Source organism: Mycobacterium bulgaricum (genome assembly GCF_041287165.2).
In the GTDB taxonomy this organism is placed as follows: domain Bacteria; phylum Actinomycetota; class Actinomycetes; order Mycobacteriales; family Mycobacteriaceae; genus Mycobacterium; species Mycobacterium bulgaricum.
The window spans coordinates 216,968-232,215 of sequence record NZ_JBGGKV020000005.1 but is presented as its reverse complement, the minus strand read 5'-3'; the positions used below and the strand labels follow the sequence as shown (position 1 = coordinate 232,215).

General features: G+C 67.9%; 13 protein-coding genes and 1 tRNA gene. 4 read left to right on the top strand and 10 right to left on the bottom strand.

What is annotated here, in order from left to right; all coding sequences use genetic code 11:
• Nucleotides 1-3: 3 nt before the first annotated feature.
• Genes ACAG24_RS16280 through ACAG24_RS16265 form a run of 4 tightly spaced genes read right to left on the bottom strand, consistent with a single transcriptional unit; the run spans nt 4 to nt 5,798 of the window.
• Nucleotides 4-1,377 carry a metallopeptidase TldD-related protein gene (locus tag ACAG24_RS16280; protein ID WP_370473671.1) on the bottom strand — a complete coding sequence of 458 codons (1,374 nt, stop codon included), beginning with the start codon at nt 1,375-1,377 and terminating at the stop codon, nt 4-6.
• Complete coding sequence (locus ACAG24_RS16275; RefSeq protein WP_370473672.1) at nt 1,374-2,888, bottom strand: TldD/PmbA family protein; 1,515 nt, start codon at nt 2,886-2,888, stop codon at nt 1,374-1,376. The genes ACAG24_RS16280 and ACAG24_RS16275 overlap by 4 nt, the downstream gene beginning before the upstream one ends.
• A gap of 16 nt (nt 2,889-2,904) precedes the next feature.
• On the bottom strand, nt 2,905-3,753 hold the full coding sequence (locus ACAG24_RS16270) for a CbiQ family ECF transporter T component (RefSeq protein ID WP_370473673.1): 849 nt from the start codon (nt 3,751-3,753) through the stop codon (nt 2,905-2,907).
• Nucleotides 3,750-5,798: an ABC transporter ATP-binding protein gene (locus ACAG24_RS16265; RefSeq protein WP_370473674.1), complete on the bottom strand. Its 2,049-nt coding sequence runs from the start codon at nt 5,796-5,798 to the stop codon at nt 3,750-3,752. The genes ACAG24_RS16270 and ACAG24_RS16265 overlap by 4 nt, the downstream gene beginning before the upstream one ends.
• Nucleotides 5,799-5,914: 116 nt before the next feature.
• Here ACAG24_RS16265 and ACAG24_RS16260 point away from each other — a divergent pair, with 116 nt between their 5' ends.
• Together ACAG24_RS16260 and ACAG24_RS16255 are read left to right on the top strand one after the other, a co-directional pair.
• A complete protein-coding gene (locus ACAG24_RS16260; RefSeq protein WP_370473675.1) occupies nt 5,915-6,355 on the top strand; it encodes a MarR family winged helix-turn-helix transcriptional regulator in 441 nt (146 codons plus the stop codon).
• A gap of 67 nt (nt 6,356-6,422) precedes the next feature.
• On the top strand, nt 6,423-7,637 hold the full coding sequence (locus tag ACAG24_RS16255; protein WP_370473676.1) for an MFS transporter: 1,215 nt from the start codon (nt 6,423-6,425) through the stop codon (nt 7,635-7,637).
• On the opposite strand, the gene ACAG24_RS16250 is transcribed toward ACAG24_RS16255, so the two are convergent.
• Nucleotides 7,638-8,375, bottom strand: coding sequence for a VIT1/CCC1 transporter family protein (locus ACAG24_RS16250; protein ID WP_370473677.1), 738 nt, complete (start codon nt 8,373-8,375; stop codon nt 7,638-7,640).
• A 102-nt stretch (nt 8,376-8,477) separates the two neighbouring features.
• Between ACAG24_RS16250 and ACAG24_RS16245 the strand changes: the two genes are divergently transcribed.
• Complete coding sequence (locus ACAG24_RS16245) at nt 8,478-10,439, top strand: acyl-CoA dehydrogenase family protein (protein ID WP_370473678.1); 1,962 nt, start codon at nt 8,478-8,480, stop codon at nt 10,437-10,439.
• A gap of 6 nt (nt 10,440-10,445) precedes the next feature.
• Here the strand turns inward: ACAG24_RS16245 and ACAG24_RS16240 are convergent, their stop codons facing one another.
• The gene (locus tag ACAG24_RS16240; protein ID WP_370473679.1) at nt 10,446-10,940 is read right to left on the bottom strand and encodes an LppP/LprE family lipoprotein; all 495 of its coding nucleotides are present in this window, start codon (nt 10,938-10,940) and stop codon (nt 10,446-10,448) included.
• A gap of 134 nt (nt 10,941-11,074) precedes the next feature.
• A tRNA-Asn gene (locus ACAG24_RS16235) sits at nt 11,075-11,150 on the bottom strand.
• 166 nt (nt 11,151-11,316) lie between these two features.
• On the opposite strand from ACAG24_RS16235, the gene ACAG24_RS16230 reads away from it, so the two are divergent.
• Nucleotides 11,317-11,568, top strand: a complete 252-nt coding sequence (locus ACAG24_RS16230) for a hypothetical protein (RefSeq protein WP_370473680.1) — start codon at nt 11,317-11,319, stop codon at nt 11,566-11,568.
• A gap of 1 nt (nt 11,569) precedes the next feature.
• Here the strand turns inward: ACAG24_RS16230 and ACAG24_RS16225 are convergent, their stop codons facing one another.
• Genes ACAG24_RS16225 through ACAG24_RS16215 form a run of 3 tightly spaced genes read right to left on the bottom strand, consistent with a single transcriptional unit; the run spans nt 11,570 to nt 15,182 of the window.
• Nucleotides 11,570-11,860 carry a DUF7155 family protein gene (locus ACAG24_RS16225; protein WP_370473681.1) on the bottom strand — a complete coding sequence of 97 codons (291 nt, stop codon included), beginning with the start codon at nt 11,858-11,860 and terminating at the stop codon, nt 11,570-11,572.
• A gap of 60 nt (nt 11,861-11,920) precedes the next feature.
• Nucleotides 11,921-13,876, bottom strand: a complete 1,956-nt coding sequence (gene dnaG / locus ACAG24_RS16220) for a DNA primase (protein WP_445206200.1) — start codon at nt 13,874-13,876, stop codon at nt 11,921-11,923.
• 31 nt (nt 13,877-13,907) lie between these two features.
• A complete protein-coding gene (locus ACAG24_RS16215) occupies nt 13,908-15,182 on the bottom strand; it encodes a deoxyguanosinetriphosphate triphosphohydrolase (RefSeq protein ID WP_370473682.1) in 1,275 nt (424 codons plus the stop codon).
• Nucleotides 15,183-15,248 lie beyond the last annotated feature (66 nt).

Below are 15,248 nucleotides of genomic sequence, written 5' to 3'. Positions count from 1 at the left end.
TGATTATTGCGCCTGACTGACCGAAGACATATGGAAGTCGGGGATTCGCAGCGACGGCATCTTCGCGCGAGTCGCCCAGTCGCCCCACTCCCGCGGCAATGTCACCTCGCTGACGCCTACTTCGCTCGCGCGCCGCAGGAGGTCCAGCGGGCTCTCGTTGAATCGGAAATTGTTCACCGCGGCGGTGACCTGACCGTCCTCGATCAGATACACCCCATCGCGCGTCAGGCCCGTCAACAACAGCACCGACGGGTCGACCTCGCGGATGTACCACAGTGTCGAGAGCAGCAGACCGCGCTCGGTGCCCGCGATCATGTCCTGCAGGCTCGCCTCGCCCCCGGTCATCAGCAGGTTGTCCGCGCCGACCGCCACCGGAGCGCCGAACTCCGCGGCCGCGGCCCGGGGGTAGGCCAGCGCATTGATGACACCGTCACGGATCCAGTCGAGTCTCTCGATCGGAAGGCCGTTGTCGAACACCGAGGACCGCTCCGAGGAACTCGTCGCAGTCACGAACGGCGTGCATTCCAAGCCGGGCGCAGCGGGATCCGAGTACAGCGTCAGCGGCAGCGATGTCAGCTTCTCCCCCACGCGGGTTCCGCCGCCGGGCGCCGCCAGGGCGGTGCGCCCCTCCTGCGCACCCCGGCCACCCATCGTCCAGGTCAGGTAGATCATCATGTCGGCCACTGTGGAGGGCGGCATGATCGTCTCGTACCGTCCGGCGGGAAGCTCGACAGTTCGGCTCGCCCACGAGAGCCGGGCGCCCAGCTCGTCGAGCATGGAATCCGTTGGCACGTCGATGAAGTCCGGTGTACTGACACCGACCCAGGCACTGGCACCGTCACGCTTGGCGTTGATCTCCACCGAACCGTTCGGCTGCGTGAACCGCCGGCGCAAACCCGACGAGGTCGCCACGAACGTCGTCTCCAGGATGTGCCGCGCATAGCCGAACAACGTGTTCGCGCCCCGGAAGCCGCGAGTCAGGGAGTTCGCAACCCCCCCAAATGCCTCGGCACCCGTGCGCGGAACCACGTCGTCCCAGTCCGACGGGGGATCACCGGCGGGCAGCGCCGGCGCAGCGTCACGCGCCGGAGGTGCACTCGCCGCGGCCCTCTGCGACGCGGCCACCAGATCGGTGACGACGGCGGGGTCGACCGCGCTGGAGCGCACCGACCCGACGTGGGCGTTGTCCCCTTGCCGCACAATCGAAATGACGGTGGTCGAACGGCTCGTCGACTCGCCGTTGGTCGTCATCGTGTTGTTGGCCCACCGTAGCGACGCATCGACCCGGTCGGTGACCACCACGATGGTCTCGTCGGCTCCGCCCAGCCGGCGCGCTTCGGCCAGCGCGGCGTCGATCACCAGTTGTGCGCCGATCATCGCCCGCCCTCTTCACGCGTGTTCAAAACATTGATGCCGCGGAACAGTGCCGATGGACAGCCGTGGCTGACCGCGGCGACCTGGCCGGGTTGCGCTTTGCCGCAGTTGAATGCGCCGCCGAGCCGCCAGGTGGACTGCCCGCCAACAGCTTCCAACGCTCCCCAGAAGTCGGTGGTGGTTGCCTGATAAGCCACGTCGCGGACCTGGCCGTCGAGCTTGCCGTCCCTGATCCGGAAGAAGCGCTGCCCGGTGAACTGGAAGTTGTAGCGCTGCATGTCGATCGACCAACTCTTGTCGCCGACGATGTAGAGGCCGTCGGAGACCCTGCTGATCAGTTCGTCGGTGCTGATGTCGTCGGGGCCGGGCTGCAGGGAGACGTTGGCCATCCGCTGGATCGGGACATGGTGTGCGGAGTCGGCGTAGGAACACCCGTTGGACCGACCGACGCCAAGCCGGGGCGCGAACACCCGGTCGAGTTGATAGCCGACGAACAGCCCGTCGCGCACCAGATCCCAGCTCTGCGCCCGCACCCCTTCGTCGTCGAAGCCGACGCTGGCCAGACCGTGCTCGACGGTGCGGTCAGCCGTCACGTTCATCACCGGCGACCCGTACCTCATCCGGCCCAGCTTGTCCGGCGTCGCGAACGAGGTTCCGGCATACGCCGCTTCGTAGCCGATCGCGCGATCGTATTCGGTGGCGTGCCCGATGGACTCGTGGATCGTCAACCAGAGATTGGTCGGGTCGATGACCAGATCGGTGGGCCCGGCAACGACGCTGGGCGCCTTGGCCTTCTCGGCCAGCAGCGACGGCAGTTCGGCGAGTTCACCCGTCCAATCCCATACCTCGTCGCCGACGACGGCTTCCCAGCCGCGGCCGGTCGGGGGCGCCAGGGTGCTCATGGTGTCGAACGACCCGGCTGCCGCGTCGACGGTGACGACGTCCAAGCGCGGCAGCACGCGTACCCGCTGCTGGGTGATCGACGAGCCGAAGGTGTCGGCGTAGAACGTCTGCTCCTTGGCCGTGTGCAGCCACGCCGACACGTGGTCGACACCGTCAGAGGCGAGGAGCCGACCGGAGTAGTCCTCGAGCACCGCGATCTTGTCTGCAGTGGTGATCGTGAACGGGTCGATGTCGTAACTCGACACCCAGGTCACGTCCCGGTAGACGGGTTCGGGGGCCAGTTCGATGCGCTCGGCGTTGAGCGGCGCCAGGGTGGTCGCCACCCGGACGGCACGTCGCGCGGTGTCCGCGGCGGCGCCGGTGCCCAACTCGGCGTGGGACGCGAACCCCCATGTGCCGTTGACGATCACCCGTACCGCGAGCCCGATTTCATAGTCGGTGACCGCGGTCTCCAGCGCACCGTCGCGCAACTGCACGGTTTCGGTGGTAATGGCATGGATGCGAAGGTCGGCGTAGTCGGCGCCCGCCTGCCGAGCCGCGGTCAGCGCGGCGTCGGCGAGTGCGTGGCGCGGCAGCGCAAGAAAGTCCGCGTCGATCGTTCGGGCTGTCACGCCTTCACAATGTAGATCAGCTTCGGATTCCGCTCGTGCCCAGGATGGTCAGCTCCAGCGCCAGCGCGATCCCGCATACGAGGATGACGACGGCGAACGCCACCCAGTCGCGACGCTTCGGTCCCGACGGCACAGCCGAGATCTGACCCGCCCCACCGCGAGCCGTGATCGCGTCGCCCATCTCGTCGGCGCGGCGCAACGCCACGGTGACCGCCGCCGCCAGAAGGTCGATCAGCTCGGAGGCCAGCCGGCGTACGCGCGCGCGACGGTTGCCGTCGACGTCTTTGGGCCGCAGTCGGCGCGCAGCGTAGAGGGTGCTGAACTCGTCGATCAACATCGGAAACGCCCTGAGCGCCAACGCAAGCGTGACAGCCCAGTCGTCGACGGGGACGCGCAGTGACCGCAGCGGACGTCCCAGTTTGGCGACCGCCGGCGCCACTTCGGCCACGTTCGTGGTCCACGACACCATTGCGCCCAGCCCCAGCAGCACAATCGACAGCGCGGTGATGCGCAGGAAATTCAACAGCCCGCCGAGGCCGACGGTGAACGAACCGACCTCGAACTCCGGGCTGCCGCCCGCGAATGTGGCTGTGACCGCACCCAACAGGAGGAGAAACCACAGCCACCCCGGGATCGTGGGCAGGACTCCGCGCGGGATGCGCGCGATCCTGGCGGCGATCAGGACGAGCAACGCGACGGCGCCGATCGGCACCCAGCCCGGGTAGAAGGTCAGCAGCACACCGATTCCCGCCACGATGAGCAGCTTGGAACCCGCCCACAATTCGTGGATCGCGGTGCGCCCCGGCACCGGCCGCAGCAGCACCACCTGCCTACGGGGTTTACGCGGCGTCGCAGCAGACGTCATGCCATACCCCCCGCCGCCGTCGGTGCAGTCGCGAGCATCCCGTTCTCCAGGTGCAGGGTGCGGGGGCACAGATCCTCCAGGCCGGCGAAGTCGTGCGAGATGACGACGACGGTCAGTCGGGTACGACGGCGCAGGTCCTCCAGCAGGCGCAGCAGCCCGCGCTGAGACGCTGCGTCGAGGCCGGCCAGCGGCTCGTCGAGAATCAGTGCGCGCGGAGACCGGGCCAGCAGACCCGCCAGTACCACTCGCCTCATCTGTCCGCCGCTGAGCTGGTCGATCCGCCTCATGGCGAGCCCCGGATCAAGGCCGACGGTGCCGAGCGCCTTGATCACACGATCGCTGTCTCGCACCGAAAAGCCTGCGGTGGAAGCGATTTCGTGGGCGACGTGGCTGCGCATCAGCTGCAGGCGCGCCGCCTGGAACGACAGTGCGACCGCACCGACCTGATCGGACACCGGCTTACCGTCGAGCAGGCATGACCCTGTGGTTGGCACGGTGAGCCCGGCCATGATCCACGCCAGGGTGGATTTGCCCGAGCCGTTGAGACCGTGGATCAACACCCCGTCGCCTTCGTGTACCGCGAAATCGAGGTTCGCCAAAGCGGTTTTCGCCCACGGTGTCCCGCTGCCGTACTCGTGCCCGACGCCCTTGACCTCCAGCACGGGTGCGCCGCGCGGGGTGTCGGTGTGCGGGGTTGCCTGCGGCGCCTCGGCAGTCTGCACCATTTCGGTGTTGTCGGCCGCTGCGCCGTGGCCTGTCAGCGCGACCGTGCGATCGGCGGCGTCGGCCTCGTCGTTGTAATGGGTGATGTGCACGAGCGCCGTGCGATGCCGCTTCGTCAGCCCGGACAGCACCGACATCAAATCGTCGCGGCCGTCCTGGTCGACCATGCTGGTGACCTCGTCGGCGATCAGCAGCGAGGGCTCGCGGGCCAGCGCCCCCGCGACGGCCAGGCGCTGCAGTTCGCCGCCGGACAGTCCGCCGGTGTCGCGTTCTGCCAGCCCGTCGAGGCCGACCTCGCTGAGCAGTTGCTCCACGTCGGTGTCGGTACCCGGCGGCAGGCCCCAGACGACGTCGTCGGCGACGCGGGTGCCGAGGACCTGGCTTTCGGGGTGTTGCATGACGACTGCGGTGCCGCCGAGCTTGCCCAACCCGACGGCGCCCGGGCGCTCGATCGTCCCCGCCGTCGCTTCGCGGCCCGACAGCACGAGCATCAGCGTCGTCTTGCCGGAGCCGTTGGCTCCGGTGACTGCGATGTGCTCGCCAGGCCGCACCTCCAGCGACACCGGACCCAGGGCGTCGTGCGTGGAGTTCGGGTAGCGGAAGCGCACATCGGTCATGCGCAACGGAATCGGCGCGATCGCACCGGTGTCGGCCGAGGCCTCGAGCTCGTGCACGTCCGGGACGCCGACCAGCCGCTTCATCACCCGCGACAACGCCCACCAGCCGACAAGGCTGACGAAGGTGATGCTGAGGACCCCGGCGCCGAAGAAGAGGTACGGCCAATAGTGGAGCGCGGTCGCGAAATCCCGGGTGAGACGTTCGGCGAACGGTTCCATGCCGGGGATCCGCTCGATGACTGCGGCCAGGCCGGTGATGTTGGCCGTCATGGACTCGAAGATCAGATGACGCAGGCGGCTCAGGATGCCGAGCGCGGCGACCGTGGCCACGCCGAACAGGGCACCTGCGACGAGCGCACAGGCCAGGACCGTCGGCGTGCCGCGCCCGCGTCGTTTGACGATGCCGGTCAGTCCGCCGATGTAGGCGCAGTTGATGACCGTCATGAAGCCACCCATCCCGGCGATGAGGAAGGCGACCAGACCGCCGGCCACCGTCGCGGCGAGCAGGACCCGCAGCCGGTAGCGGTAGGCCAGCAGCCCCATCGGGACGGTTCCGAGAAGTGACAAACCGGCAGCGAACGGCACGACGACCGCGATGATGGCGATGGCCGCGCACAGCGCGGCCATCACGGCAGCCTGGGCGATCTCCACCGGCTGCAGCGGTCCCGTCCGTCGAGGGGCGCTCTCCGGGCCGGCCGCGGTCATTTCTCGATTCTGCCAGTCGTCTGGGAGCGGACGGCCGCCCGAGGCTGTGACCGGTGACACGCCACGTCCCGTGACGTCAGTTGAAAAACATAGAAATGCTATGTAATCATGGGCGAATGTCGTCGACTCTGGGTTCAGACCTGCTCGCCGTCGTAGCCCGGATCAACCGGCTCGCCAACCAGCGGTTGCGGATGCCCGTCCCGTTCGCACAGGCACGCCTATTGTCCACGATCGAGGACAGAGGGGAAGCACGCATCTCCGACCTGGCCGCGCTCGACCATTGCTCCCAACCGACGATGACGACTCAGGTGCGGCGCCTCGAGGACGCCGGGATGGTCACCCGCACGGCCGACCCCAACGACGCCCGCGCCGTCCTGATCCGCATCACACCGGACGGCGTGGCCGCATTGCGCCAGGCACGCGCCGATCGCGGCGCGGCCGTCGACCCCTACCTGGAGCGGATGTCGGATGCCGACCGGGAATGCCTTGCGCAGGCCGTCGTCATCATGAAGCGAATCATCGAGGACGCCACCGCCCCGAGCATCACCGCCCGCTGAACCCGTTTCCTCAGCGGATGGCCACCTTGATTTGAGCTGATCCATAGGAGTTCTATATAGTTCTCCTATGCTTCGTTCCCAACCCAAAGCCGTCTGGGCTGTCGCGTTCGCCTCCGTCGTCGCCTTCATGGGCATAGGTCTCGTCGACCCGATTCTGAAACCGATCGCCGACAACCTGAACGCCACGCCGTCACAGGTATCCCTGCTGTTCACCAGCTACATGGCCGTCATGGGCGTCGCGATGCTGATCACCGGCGTCGTCGCCAGCCGCATAGGACCGAAGCGCACCCTGCTGCTCGGGCTGGTCATCATCATCGCCGGCGCGGGCCTCGCCGGACTCAGCGACAGTGTCATGGGCATCGTCGGCTGGCGCGCGCTGTGGGGACTGGGCAACGCCCTGTTCATCGCAACCGCGCTGGCGACCATTGTCAGCTCGGCCCGCGGGTCCGTCGCGCAGGCGATCATCCTGTACGAGGCGGCCCTCGGCCTCGGCATCGCGGTCGGACCGCTCGTCGGCGGCGTTCTCGGCTCGATATCCTGGCGCGGCCCGTTCTTCGGCGTTTCCGCGCTGATGGTGATCGCGCTCATCGTCACCACGTTCCTGCTGCCCACCACACCGCGCGCCGAACATGCCACCACGCTGGCCGATCCGTTCCGCGCGCTGCGCCACCGCGGACTGTTCGGCGTGGGCGTCACCGCACTGCTGTACAACTTCGGTTTCTTCACGCTGCTCGCGTTCACGCCGTTCCCGCTCGACATGGGCGCCCGCGAGATCGGCTTCATCTTCTTCGGATGGGGCGTGGCGCTGGCGTTCACGTCGGTCGTGGTCGCACCCAAGCTGCAGCACCGGTTCGGCACCGTCCCGACACTGCTCGTGAACCTGATCGCCATGACGCTCACCCTCGTCGTGATGGCGGTCGGCACCGACAACAAGGCGGTGCTCGCCGCCTGCGTCGTGGTGGCAGGGCTCTGGATCGGCATCAACAACACGCTGATCACAGAAACCGTCATGAAGGCCGCCCCCGTCGAGCGCGGCGTCGCATCCGCGGCCTACAGCTTCATGCGCTTCGGCGGCGCCGCTGTCGCGCCGTGGCTGGCCGGTGTCCTCGGCGAAAAGGTGAACGTGCACGTGCCGTTCTGGGTCGGCGCAGGCGCGTTGCTCCTGGCCGCGGTCGCGCTCGCAGCGACGCGCGGACATCTGGGCCACATCGACGACGACGAGCAAGAACTCGACGAACTCACCGACGAGGCGCAAGCCGTCACCGTCGGGAGCGACAGCTGATCAGCCGGTCACCGAAGCACCGATGAGGTGCCCGACGAAGTAGGTCGCACCCACGGCGGCGGACCCAAGTACCAACTGCCGCAACGCCGCCCACACGACCGGCTGCCTGGTGAACGTCGCTGCGGCGCCCCCGGCGAGCATCAAACCGACCCCGCCACAGGCCAGCCCCGCCCACAGCGACTCGAACCCGAGCAGATAGGGAATCAGCGGGATCACGGCTCCGATGGCGAACATCAGGAACGAGGAGATGGCCGCCACCCACGGCGACGGCTTCTCGCGCGGATCCACGCCCAGCTCCTGCACCAGGTGGAAATTCATGGCCTTCGTCTCGTCCCGGTGGATCTCGTCAGAGGCCTTCTGCGCCGTCTGCGGCGTCAATCCCATGTCGGTGAGCATCGCGACCAGCTCGGCGCGCTCGGCCTGCGGGTGCTTGCGGAACGCGCGTGTTTCCACCCGCACCTCGGACTCGATCTGCTCGTTGGCCGTCGTCACAGAGGTGTACTCCCCCAGCGCCATCGAGAAGGCGCCGGCGAGCAAGCCCGCGACACCGGTGAGGACCACGGTGTGCGCGGCGGTGGCCGCACCGACACCGGCGATCAGCGCGGTGTTGCTCACCAGACCGTCCATCGCCCCGAAGGTGGCTGCGCGCAACCATCCTCCGCTCACGTCGGAGTGTTTGTGGTCGGCGACGTGAGGTCTGCCCGTCGGCGAGCGAGGCCCCTCGGCTGACTGCGTCATGCCGATGATTGAACACCCGCCGGTGACTGCCAGAAAACTGAGGATTGCCTAGGTTTGTGACATCACAGTTTGCGCGGCTTCATCTGGGGCTACCGTCGAGATATGACCACCACTGCGGAGCATCTGCGCAATTCTCTCGACGGCCGATTCCGGGACGTGAAGAACAAGATGCGCCTCGAACTCAGCGACGAGATCTTCCGACCGCACTACACCCCGAACACCGTCATCGCCCGCACCAAAGTGGGTGAGCAGATGCGGATCATGGCCTCGCGCGGCGCCGCCGAGGACGGCTTCAAGAAGGAACACGGCGGCAACGGCGACGTCGGGGCGGCCGTCACGCAGATCGAGATGCTCGCGATGAGCGACCTGTCCCTGATGGTGAAGGCCGGCGTGCAGTGGGGTCTGTTCGGCGGCGCCATCGAGAACCTCGGCACCGAACGCCACCACGAGGCCTACGTCAAGAAACTCATCGACCTCGACCTGCTCGGCTGCTTCGCCATGACCGAGACCGGGCACGGCAGCGACGTGCAGTCCCTGGAGACGACGGCCACCTACGACCCGGACACCCAGGAATTCGTTATCGACTCCCCCACCCGCACGTCCCGCAAGGACTACATCGGTGGGGCCGCCCAAACCGCCCGCGTCGCAGCCGTTTTCGCACAGCTGATCACCCCGGACGGCACCACGCACGGCGTGCACTGCTTCGTCGTGCCGATCCGCGACGACAAGGGCGAGGACCTCCCGGGCGTGACGACCTCGGACTGTCACTACAAAGGCGGACTGCCCGGCGTCGACAACGGTCGGATCCAGTTCGACGAAGTGCGCGTCCCGCGCGAGAACCTGCTCAACAAGTACGCCGACGTCGCCCCCGACGGCACCTACAGCTCCCCGATCGAGAACCCGAACCGTCGCTTCTTCACGATGCTGGGCACCCTCATTCGCGGCCGCGTCACCGTCGGCGGCAGCGCCGGGGCCGCGGCCCGCGTGGCACTCGACATCGCGACGCGATATGCGTTGGAGCGCAGGCAGTTCTCCGACCCCGACGGCGGCGAGGTGCTGCTGATGGACTACCTCGTTCATCAGCGCCGGCTGTTCCCGTTGATCGCCCGCTCCTATGCGCTGCAGTTCGCGCAGAACGAGCTCGTCGCCCGATGCCACGAGCTTCAGTCGGCTGACGACCCCGATCCCGAGGAGCAGCGCGAACTCGAATCACGCGCCGCCGGGCTGAAAGCCGCGAACACCTGGCATGCCACCCGCGCCATCCAGGAGGCGCGCGAAGCGTGCGGCGGCGCAGGCTATCTTGCCGAGAACCGGCTCATCGCACTGAAGGCCGACACCGACGTGTTCACCACCTTCGAAGGCGACAACCACGTGCTCTTCCAGCTGGTCGCCAAGGAGCTCCTGACCGCCTACGCCGACGACATCAAGGGCATGAGCCCGGTCGACTGGGTGCGCTTCGCGGCCAACTTCGCCGGTGAGCGGGTCATGAAACGCACTGCGGCGCAGACGATTATGCAGACCATCCTGGACACCCGCGAGGACAACGAGGAAGAGGGCAGCCTCTTCAACCGCGGAACCCAGGTGAAGATGTTCGAGGACCGCGAGGAGTACATGCTGGCCTCGGTGGCACGCCGCCTCCAGGGCAAGTCCAAAGAGATGGGTGCGTTCGAGGCGTTCAACTCCGTGCAGGATCACGTCCTGCACGTGGCGCAGGCGCACATCGACCGCATCATCCTCGAGGCGTTCGTCGCCGGTATCGACTCGTGCCAGGACCGCACGGCCCGCGAGATCCTCGGCATGGTCTGCGACCTCTACGCCCTGTCGGTGATCGAGGAGGACAAGGCCTGGTTCGTCGAGCACCGGTTCCTGTCGACCGAGCGCGCCAAGGCAGTCACGCGCGGAATCAACGATCGCTGCCGGCGCCTGCGCCCGTACGCCGAACTGCTCGTCGACGGCTTCGGGATCCCCGAGCAGTTGCGCTACGCAGAGATGCTGCACCCCGAGCACATTCCCGACGCCGACGAGCACAAGCGCAAGGACGCCACCAGCGCGGGCGTCATCTGAGCGCGCTCAGGCGTTCGGGATCGGGTCGAGGATCGTCAGCCTGCCGTCTTCGAGGGTGACGCGTGCGGTGCCGATGCCGGTGGGGCAACAAGGCTCGTCCTGGCCCTGGCTCCACTGGTATTGCACGACGGCGTCGTGCTCACCCTGCGCGGTGACGGTGATGTAGGGCCGCGGATCCATCGTCGGTGAACCGACAGGCGCCCCGTCGTCGAAGAACAACACCTGCTGCAGGCTGTCGGGCTGGTCACCCGACGTGACCACCACCCACTGCAGTCGGCAGTCCGCGGCGTGGCCTCGCGATTGCTCACGCCACGGTCCGGGCGGCAGCAGCGCGAACTCCGACTCGACGGCCTGCGCGGTGGGCCCCGGGCCGCAGTCGGCCGCAGCCGCCGAGCTCGTGGGTGAGGGGGCGGGCGGACTCCATCCGCACCCGGCGACGCTGACACCGAGGGTCAGCAGTACCGGTGCCACGTGCCGGATGCGCAAACGCGGAGGTCGCATGCCGTCAAGGATAGGCACGCTCACGCCCTGGCTTCGGTCGCGGAAGGGCCAGCCGGGCCGGGGCACCACGAAAGACGTTGCGTCACGGGACCTCCCGCGCGAACACGGCGAGAGTCGGGTGTGGCGGTGTGAGGTGGCTCCCCCGGCTGGACTCGAACCAGCAACCCTTCGGTTAACAGCCGAATGCTCTGCCAATTGAGCTACAGGGGATTGCCCTCCCGCGGTCTGTGCTGCGGGCCAGAGAGCACTCTAGCCTACGTCGGCGCACGCGTGCCAATGCGTCGCCGGGTGAGCGCTGACCCTCGGACGTGAGGCAGGATGGACACAGGAGCGCATCGATGACGTCCACCACCAATCGAACCCTTGGAGGGCCCCTGTGATCGGGTATGTCGCCGCAGCGGCTGTCGGCTACGTGCTGGGAACGAAGGCCGGCAGACGGCGATTCGAGCAGATCTCAGGCACTTATCGCGCCGTCACGGAAAGCCCGGCAGCCAAGGCCGTCATCGATGCCGGACGACGCAAGATCGCCGAGCGGGTGTCCCCCGACCCGGCGATGGTGAAGTTGACACGCATCGACTCCGGCACCGAGGTTCTGGAGCCGGAGTCGATGGCGAAAGAAAAAGGCTAGGTCAGTTGCCCCACTGGCCGATGCCGCGGTTGATCGTGGTGCCGGGCAGCAGCGGAGGCGATTCGTAGTAGATGCCACCCTGGCCGAGGCCGATCTGCGGCGTGCCGATGGTGGCGCCGGTGCCGTTGGAGTACGAGAGGCAGTGACCGTCTGCCTGGTTGCCGAACCACGCCAGGCACCGCGGCGCGGCGGTGGTCTGGGCTTCGGGCGTGGTCAGGGATGCAGAGAGCGGAAACGCGACGGCCGCGGCCGCGATGGCCCCAGCGATCACCCGAGACTTGTTCACCAGCACTGAACGCTCACCTTCTCCCCGACGATTGCAGCAGGCATAACCATAACCTGCCTATCGGAATCATGCAGTCAGGTCGTTACCGCTTGCCTGCTCCAGCAGGCTGCGGCGGTATGCCTCCATGGCCACCAGGTCACCGAACAACGCGTGATATTCGTCGCCCTGCTCCACCGGCGACATCCGCTGCAGCTTCGACTTGACCTCGGCGATCTGGCGTCCGATCCACACTTCCTGCAACCGCGCGATCACGCCGCCGATGTAGCGCGGCAGTTGGTCGTCGTCGGCGTTGATGGCCTCGACCCCCAACTCGTTGACCAGGGTCGCGGTCTGCGGAGAGGACGCCTGTTCCCGCACCGCCTCGATCCACTCGGCCCCGGTCTTTCCCGACGACGTGCCGCCCGCGGCCTCGATCGACGTACGCACCGCCGTGTAACCGGGATGGGTGAAGCTCTCGGCGGCCAGCGAATCGAACACCGGACCGGCCAGCGCCGGGAACTGCAGGGCCGACTTCAGCGCCTCGCGCTGCGGCCACAACGTCGGATCTGCGGGGTCGGGACGCGCCACCACCTGCGCAGGCGCCGCTGCGCCTCGCGCTGCGGGCGGGGGCGCCGACTCGGCCGCCGCGCCGCGACGCCGGCTTCTGTCCGGCATTCCGCGTTTGGTCGCCTCCTCGCGGACCCTGGTCAGCACCTGGCTTTCGTCGCGCCAGCCCGTCCAGCCCGCGAGGCGGCGCGCGTATTCGTCGCGCAGCGCGTAATCGCGGATCCTGGCCACCAGGGGCACGCACTGGCGCAGTGCGTCGACCTGGGCCTGTGGTTCGTTGTCGAGGACGTCTCCGCTGGGGATCAGGCTGCGCACCGCGAACTCGAACATCGGGATCCGTCGCGCCACGAGGTCACGCAAGGCACCGTCACCGGATCGCAGCCGCAGATCGCACGGATCCATCCCGTCGGCGGCGATCGCGACGAACGACTTCCCCGCCACCTGCTGATCACCGTCGAAGGCTTTCAGCGCTGCTGCCTGGCCGGCGGCGTCGCCGTCGAACACGAAGATCAGCTCGCCCCGATACCAGTTGTCATCCATCATCAGCCGGCGCAGCAGCGACAGGTGGCTCTCGCCGAATGCGGTGCCGCACGACGCCACGGCGGTCGTCTCGCCGGCCAGGTGCATGGCCATCACGTCGGTGTAGCCCTCGACCACGACGGCGCGGTGCGCCTTGGCGATGTCGCGCTTGGCCATGTCGAGGCCGAACAGCACCGAAGACTTCTTGTACAGCACCGTTTCCGGGGTGTTGACGTACTTGGCTTCCATCGGGTCGTCGTCGAAGATCCTGCGCGCGCCGAAGCCGATCACCTCACCGCCGCTGGCCCGGATCGGCCACAGCAGGCGGCGATGGAAACGATCCATCGGACCGCGTCGCCCCTCCCGCGACAGACCTGCCGCCTCGAGCTCCTTGAACTCGAATCCCTTGCGCAACAAGTGCTTTGTCAACGTGTCCCAGCCCGAAGGCGCGAACCCGCAGCCGAACTTCGCGGCCGCGGCCGCATCGAAGTTGCGCTCCAGCAGGTACTGGCGGGCCGGGGCGGCCTCTTCGCTGCGCAGCGCCTCGGCGTAGAACTCCTGCGCCGCGGCGTTCGCGGCGAGCAACCGGCTGCGGCTGCCCCGGTCGCGCTGGACATTGGTGTTGGACGCCCCGGTGTAGGTGACGGTGTAGCCCACCCGGTCGGCCAGCAGCTCGACGGCCTCGACGAAGCTGACGTGTTCGATCTTCTGCAGGAACGCATAGACATCCCCGCCCTCCCCGCAACCGAAGCAGTGGAAGTGGCCGTGGTTGGGACGGACGTGGAACGACGGGGACTTCTCGTCGTGGAACGGGCACAGGCCCTTCAGCGAGTCCGCTCCCGCACGCCGAAGCTGGACGTAGTCGCCGACGACGTCTTCGATGCTGACCCGTTCGCGGATGGCGGCGATGTCCCGATCGGGGATCCTGCCCCGCCCTCGAGTCACTTCGGCCGCCACCCGGCCAGTCTAGAGGCCACAGCGGAGCTGACTACGCGGGTTCGAGCCGCTCCAACCGGCCTTCGGTCAGCGATGCCACCTGGTCGATGACGACCCTCAGCCGCGCAGCGTCGTCCTCGGCCGCGTTGAAGTCCGGGACGAACAACGGGTCCAGCGTCGCGGGTGCTCCGGACAGGATGAAGTCGACGACCGCCTCGACCCGGTCGCGCTGCTCGCCTTGCAGATCGAGGTGTTTCGGATCGGACATGATGAACTGCAGCGCCAGGATCTTGAGCACCGCCACTTCGGCGCGCACCACGGTGGGCACCTCCAGATTGGTCCGGTAGCGGACCAGCCTGCCCGGTCCGGTGACGCGGCGCGTCGCCGCGATGGCCGACGAGGCGAAGCGCCCGACCAGCTCGCTTGTCATGGTCTTGAGGGCCACCGACGCGGACAACGTTCCGTCGTACTTGCCGACCGCTGCGACCGCGGGCAGCACCGAGAGCCTGTCGGCAGCCTCGACGAGGTCGGCCGCCGCCAGCCCGCCGCCCATACCGTGCGACTGGCCCAGCCGTCCCAACGCGTTGACGGCGTCGTCGTCGGCGAGCACCCGCAGGTCGATGCGTCCCGAGATGACGCCGTCCTCGACGTCGTGCACCGAATAGGCGACGTCGTCGGCCCAGTCCATGATCTGGGCCTCCAGGCACGACATCCGGTCGGGCGCGTCGCCGCGCACCCACGCCGCCGCCTCGGCGTCGTCGGCGTAGAACCCGAACTTGCCGCCCCCGGCGGGACGGAACCACGGATACTTCGTCACCGCGTCCAAAGCGGCTCTGGTGAGATTCAGCCCGGCGCTTCGTTCTCCGTGGTGCTCTCGCACCAGGACTTTCGGCTCCAGCCGGGTCAGGATGCGGAAATTCTGCGCGTTGCCCTCGAAACCCCCGCACGCCTCCCCGAGCTGATTGAGTGCTCGCTCGCCGTTGTGCCCGTACGGCGGATGGCCGATGTCGTGCGCCAGACCTGCCAGGTCGACCAGGTCGGGGTCGGCGCCCAGCCCCACGGCCATGCCGCGGCCTATCTGGGCGACCTCGAGCGAGTGCGTCAGCCGGGTACGGGGCGTCTCACTCTGGCGGGGACCGACCACCTGGGTCTTGTCGGCGAGACGGCGCAGGGCCGCCGAATGCAGCACCCGGGCGCGATCGCGCGCGAAATCGGTGCGGTGCTCGGTGCCGGTGCCCGGCAACGCCGCACCCTTGGGCAGCTCGACCACCAGCCGCTGGCGGTCGAACTCGCTGTAGGGATCACGTTGCGTGAGATCAGTGGACACCGCCGCACAGTCTGCCAGGCAGATCAGCGCCGCAATCGCAGCCAGGCAGGTGCGCCGCACTAGATT

What these genes read in the sequence shown, in the direction of transcription:
- ACAG24_RS16260 (WP_370473675.1), top strand. Translation starts at nt 5,915, where the DNA reads ATGTCGTCGACTCTGGGTTCAGACCTGCTCGCCGTCGTAGCCCGGATC.
- ACAG24_RS16270 (WP_370473673.1), bottom strand. Translation starts at nt 3,753, where the DNA reads ATGACGTCTGCTGCGACGCCGCGTAAACCCCGTAGGCAGGTGGTGCTG.
- ACAG24_RS16245 (WP_370473678.1), top strand. Translation starts at nt 8,478, where the DNA reads ATGACCACCACTGCGGAGCATCTGCGCAATTCTCTCGACGGCCGATTC.
- ACAG24_RS16265 (WP_370473674.1), bottom strand. Translation starts at nt 5,798, where the DNA reads ATGACCGCGGCCGGCCCGGAGAGCGCCCCTCGACGGACGGGACCGCTG.
- ACAG24_RS16250 (WP_370473677.1), bottom strand. Translation starts at nt 8,375, where the DNA reads ATGACGCAGTCAGCCGAGGGGCCTCGCTCGCCGACGGGCAGACCTCAC.
- ACAG24_RS16280 (WP_370473671.1), bottom strand. Translation starts at nt 1,377, where the DNA reads ATGATCGGCGCACAACTGGTGATCGACGCCGCGCTGGCCGAAGCGCGC.
- ACAG24_RS16255 (WP_370473676.1), top strand. Translation starts at nt 6,423, where the DNA reads ATGCTTCGTTCCCAACCCAAAGCCGTCTGGGCTGTCGCGTTCGCCTCC.
- ACAG24_RS16240 (WP_370473679.1), bottom strand. Translation starts at nt 10,940, where the DNA reads ATGCGACCTCCGCGTTTGCGCATCCGGCACGTGGCACCGGTACTGCTG.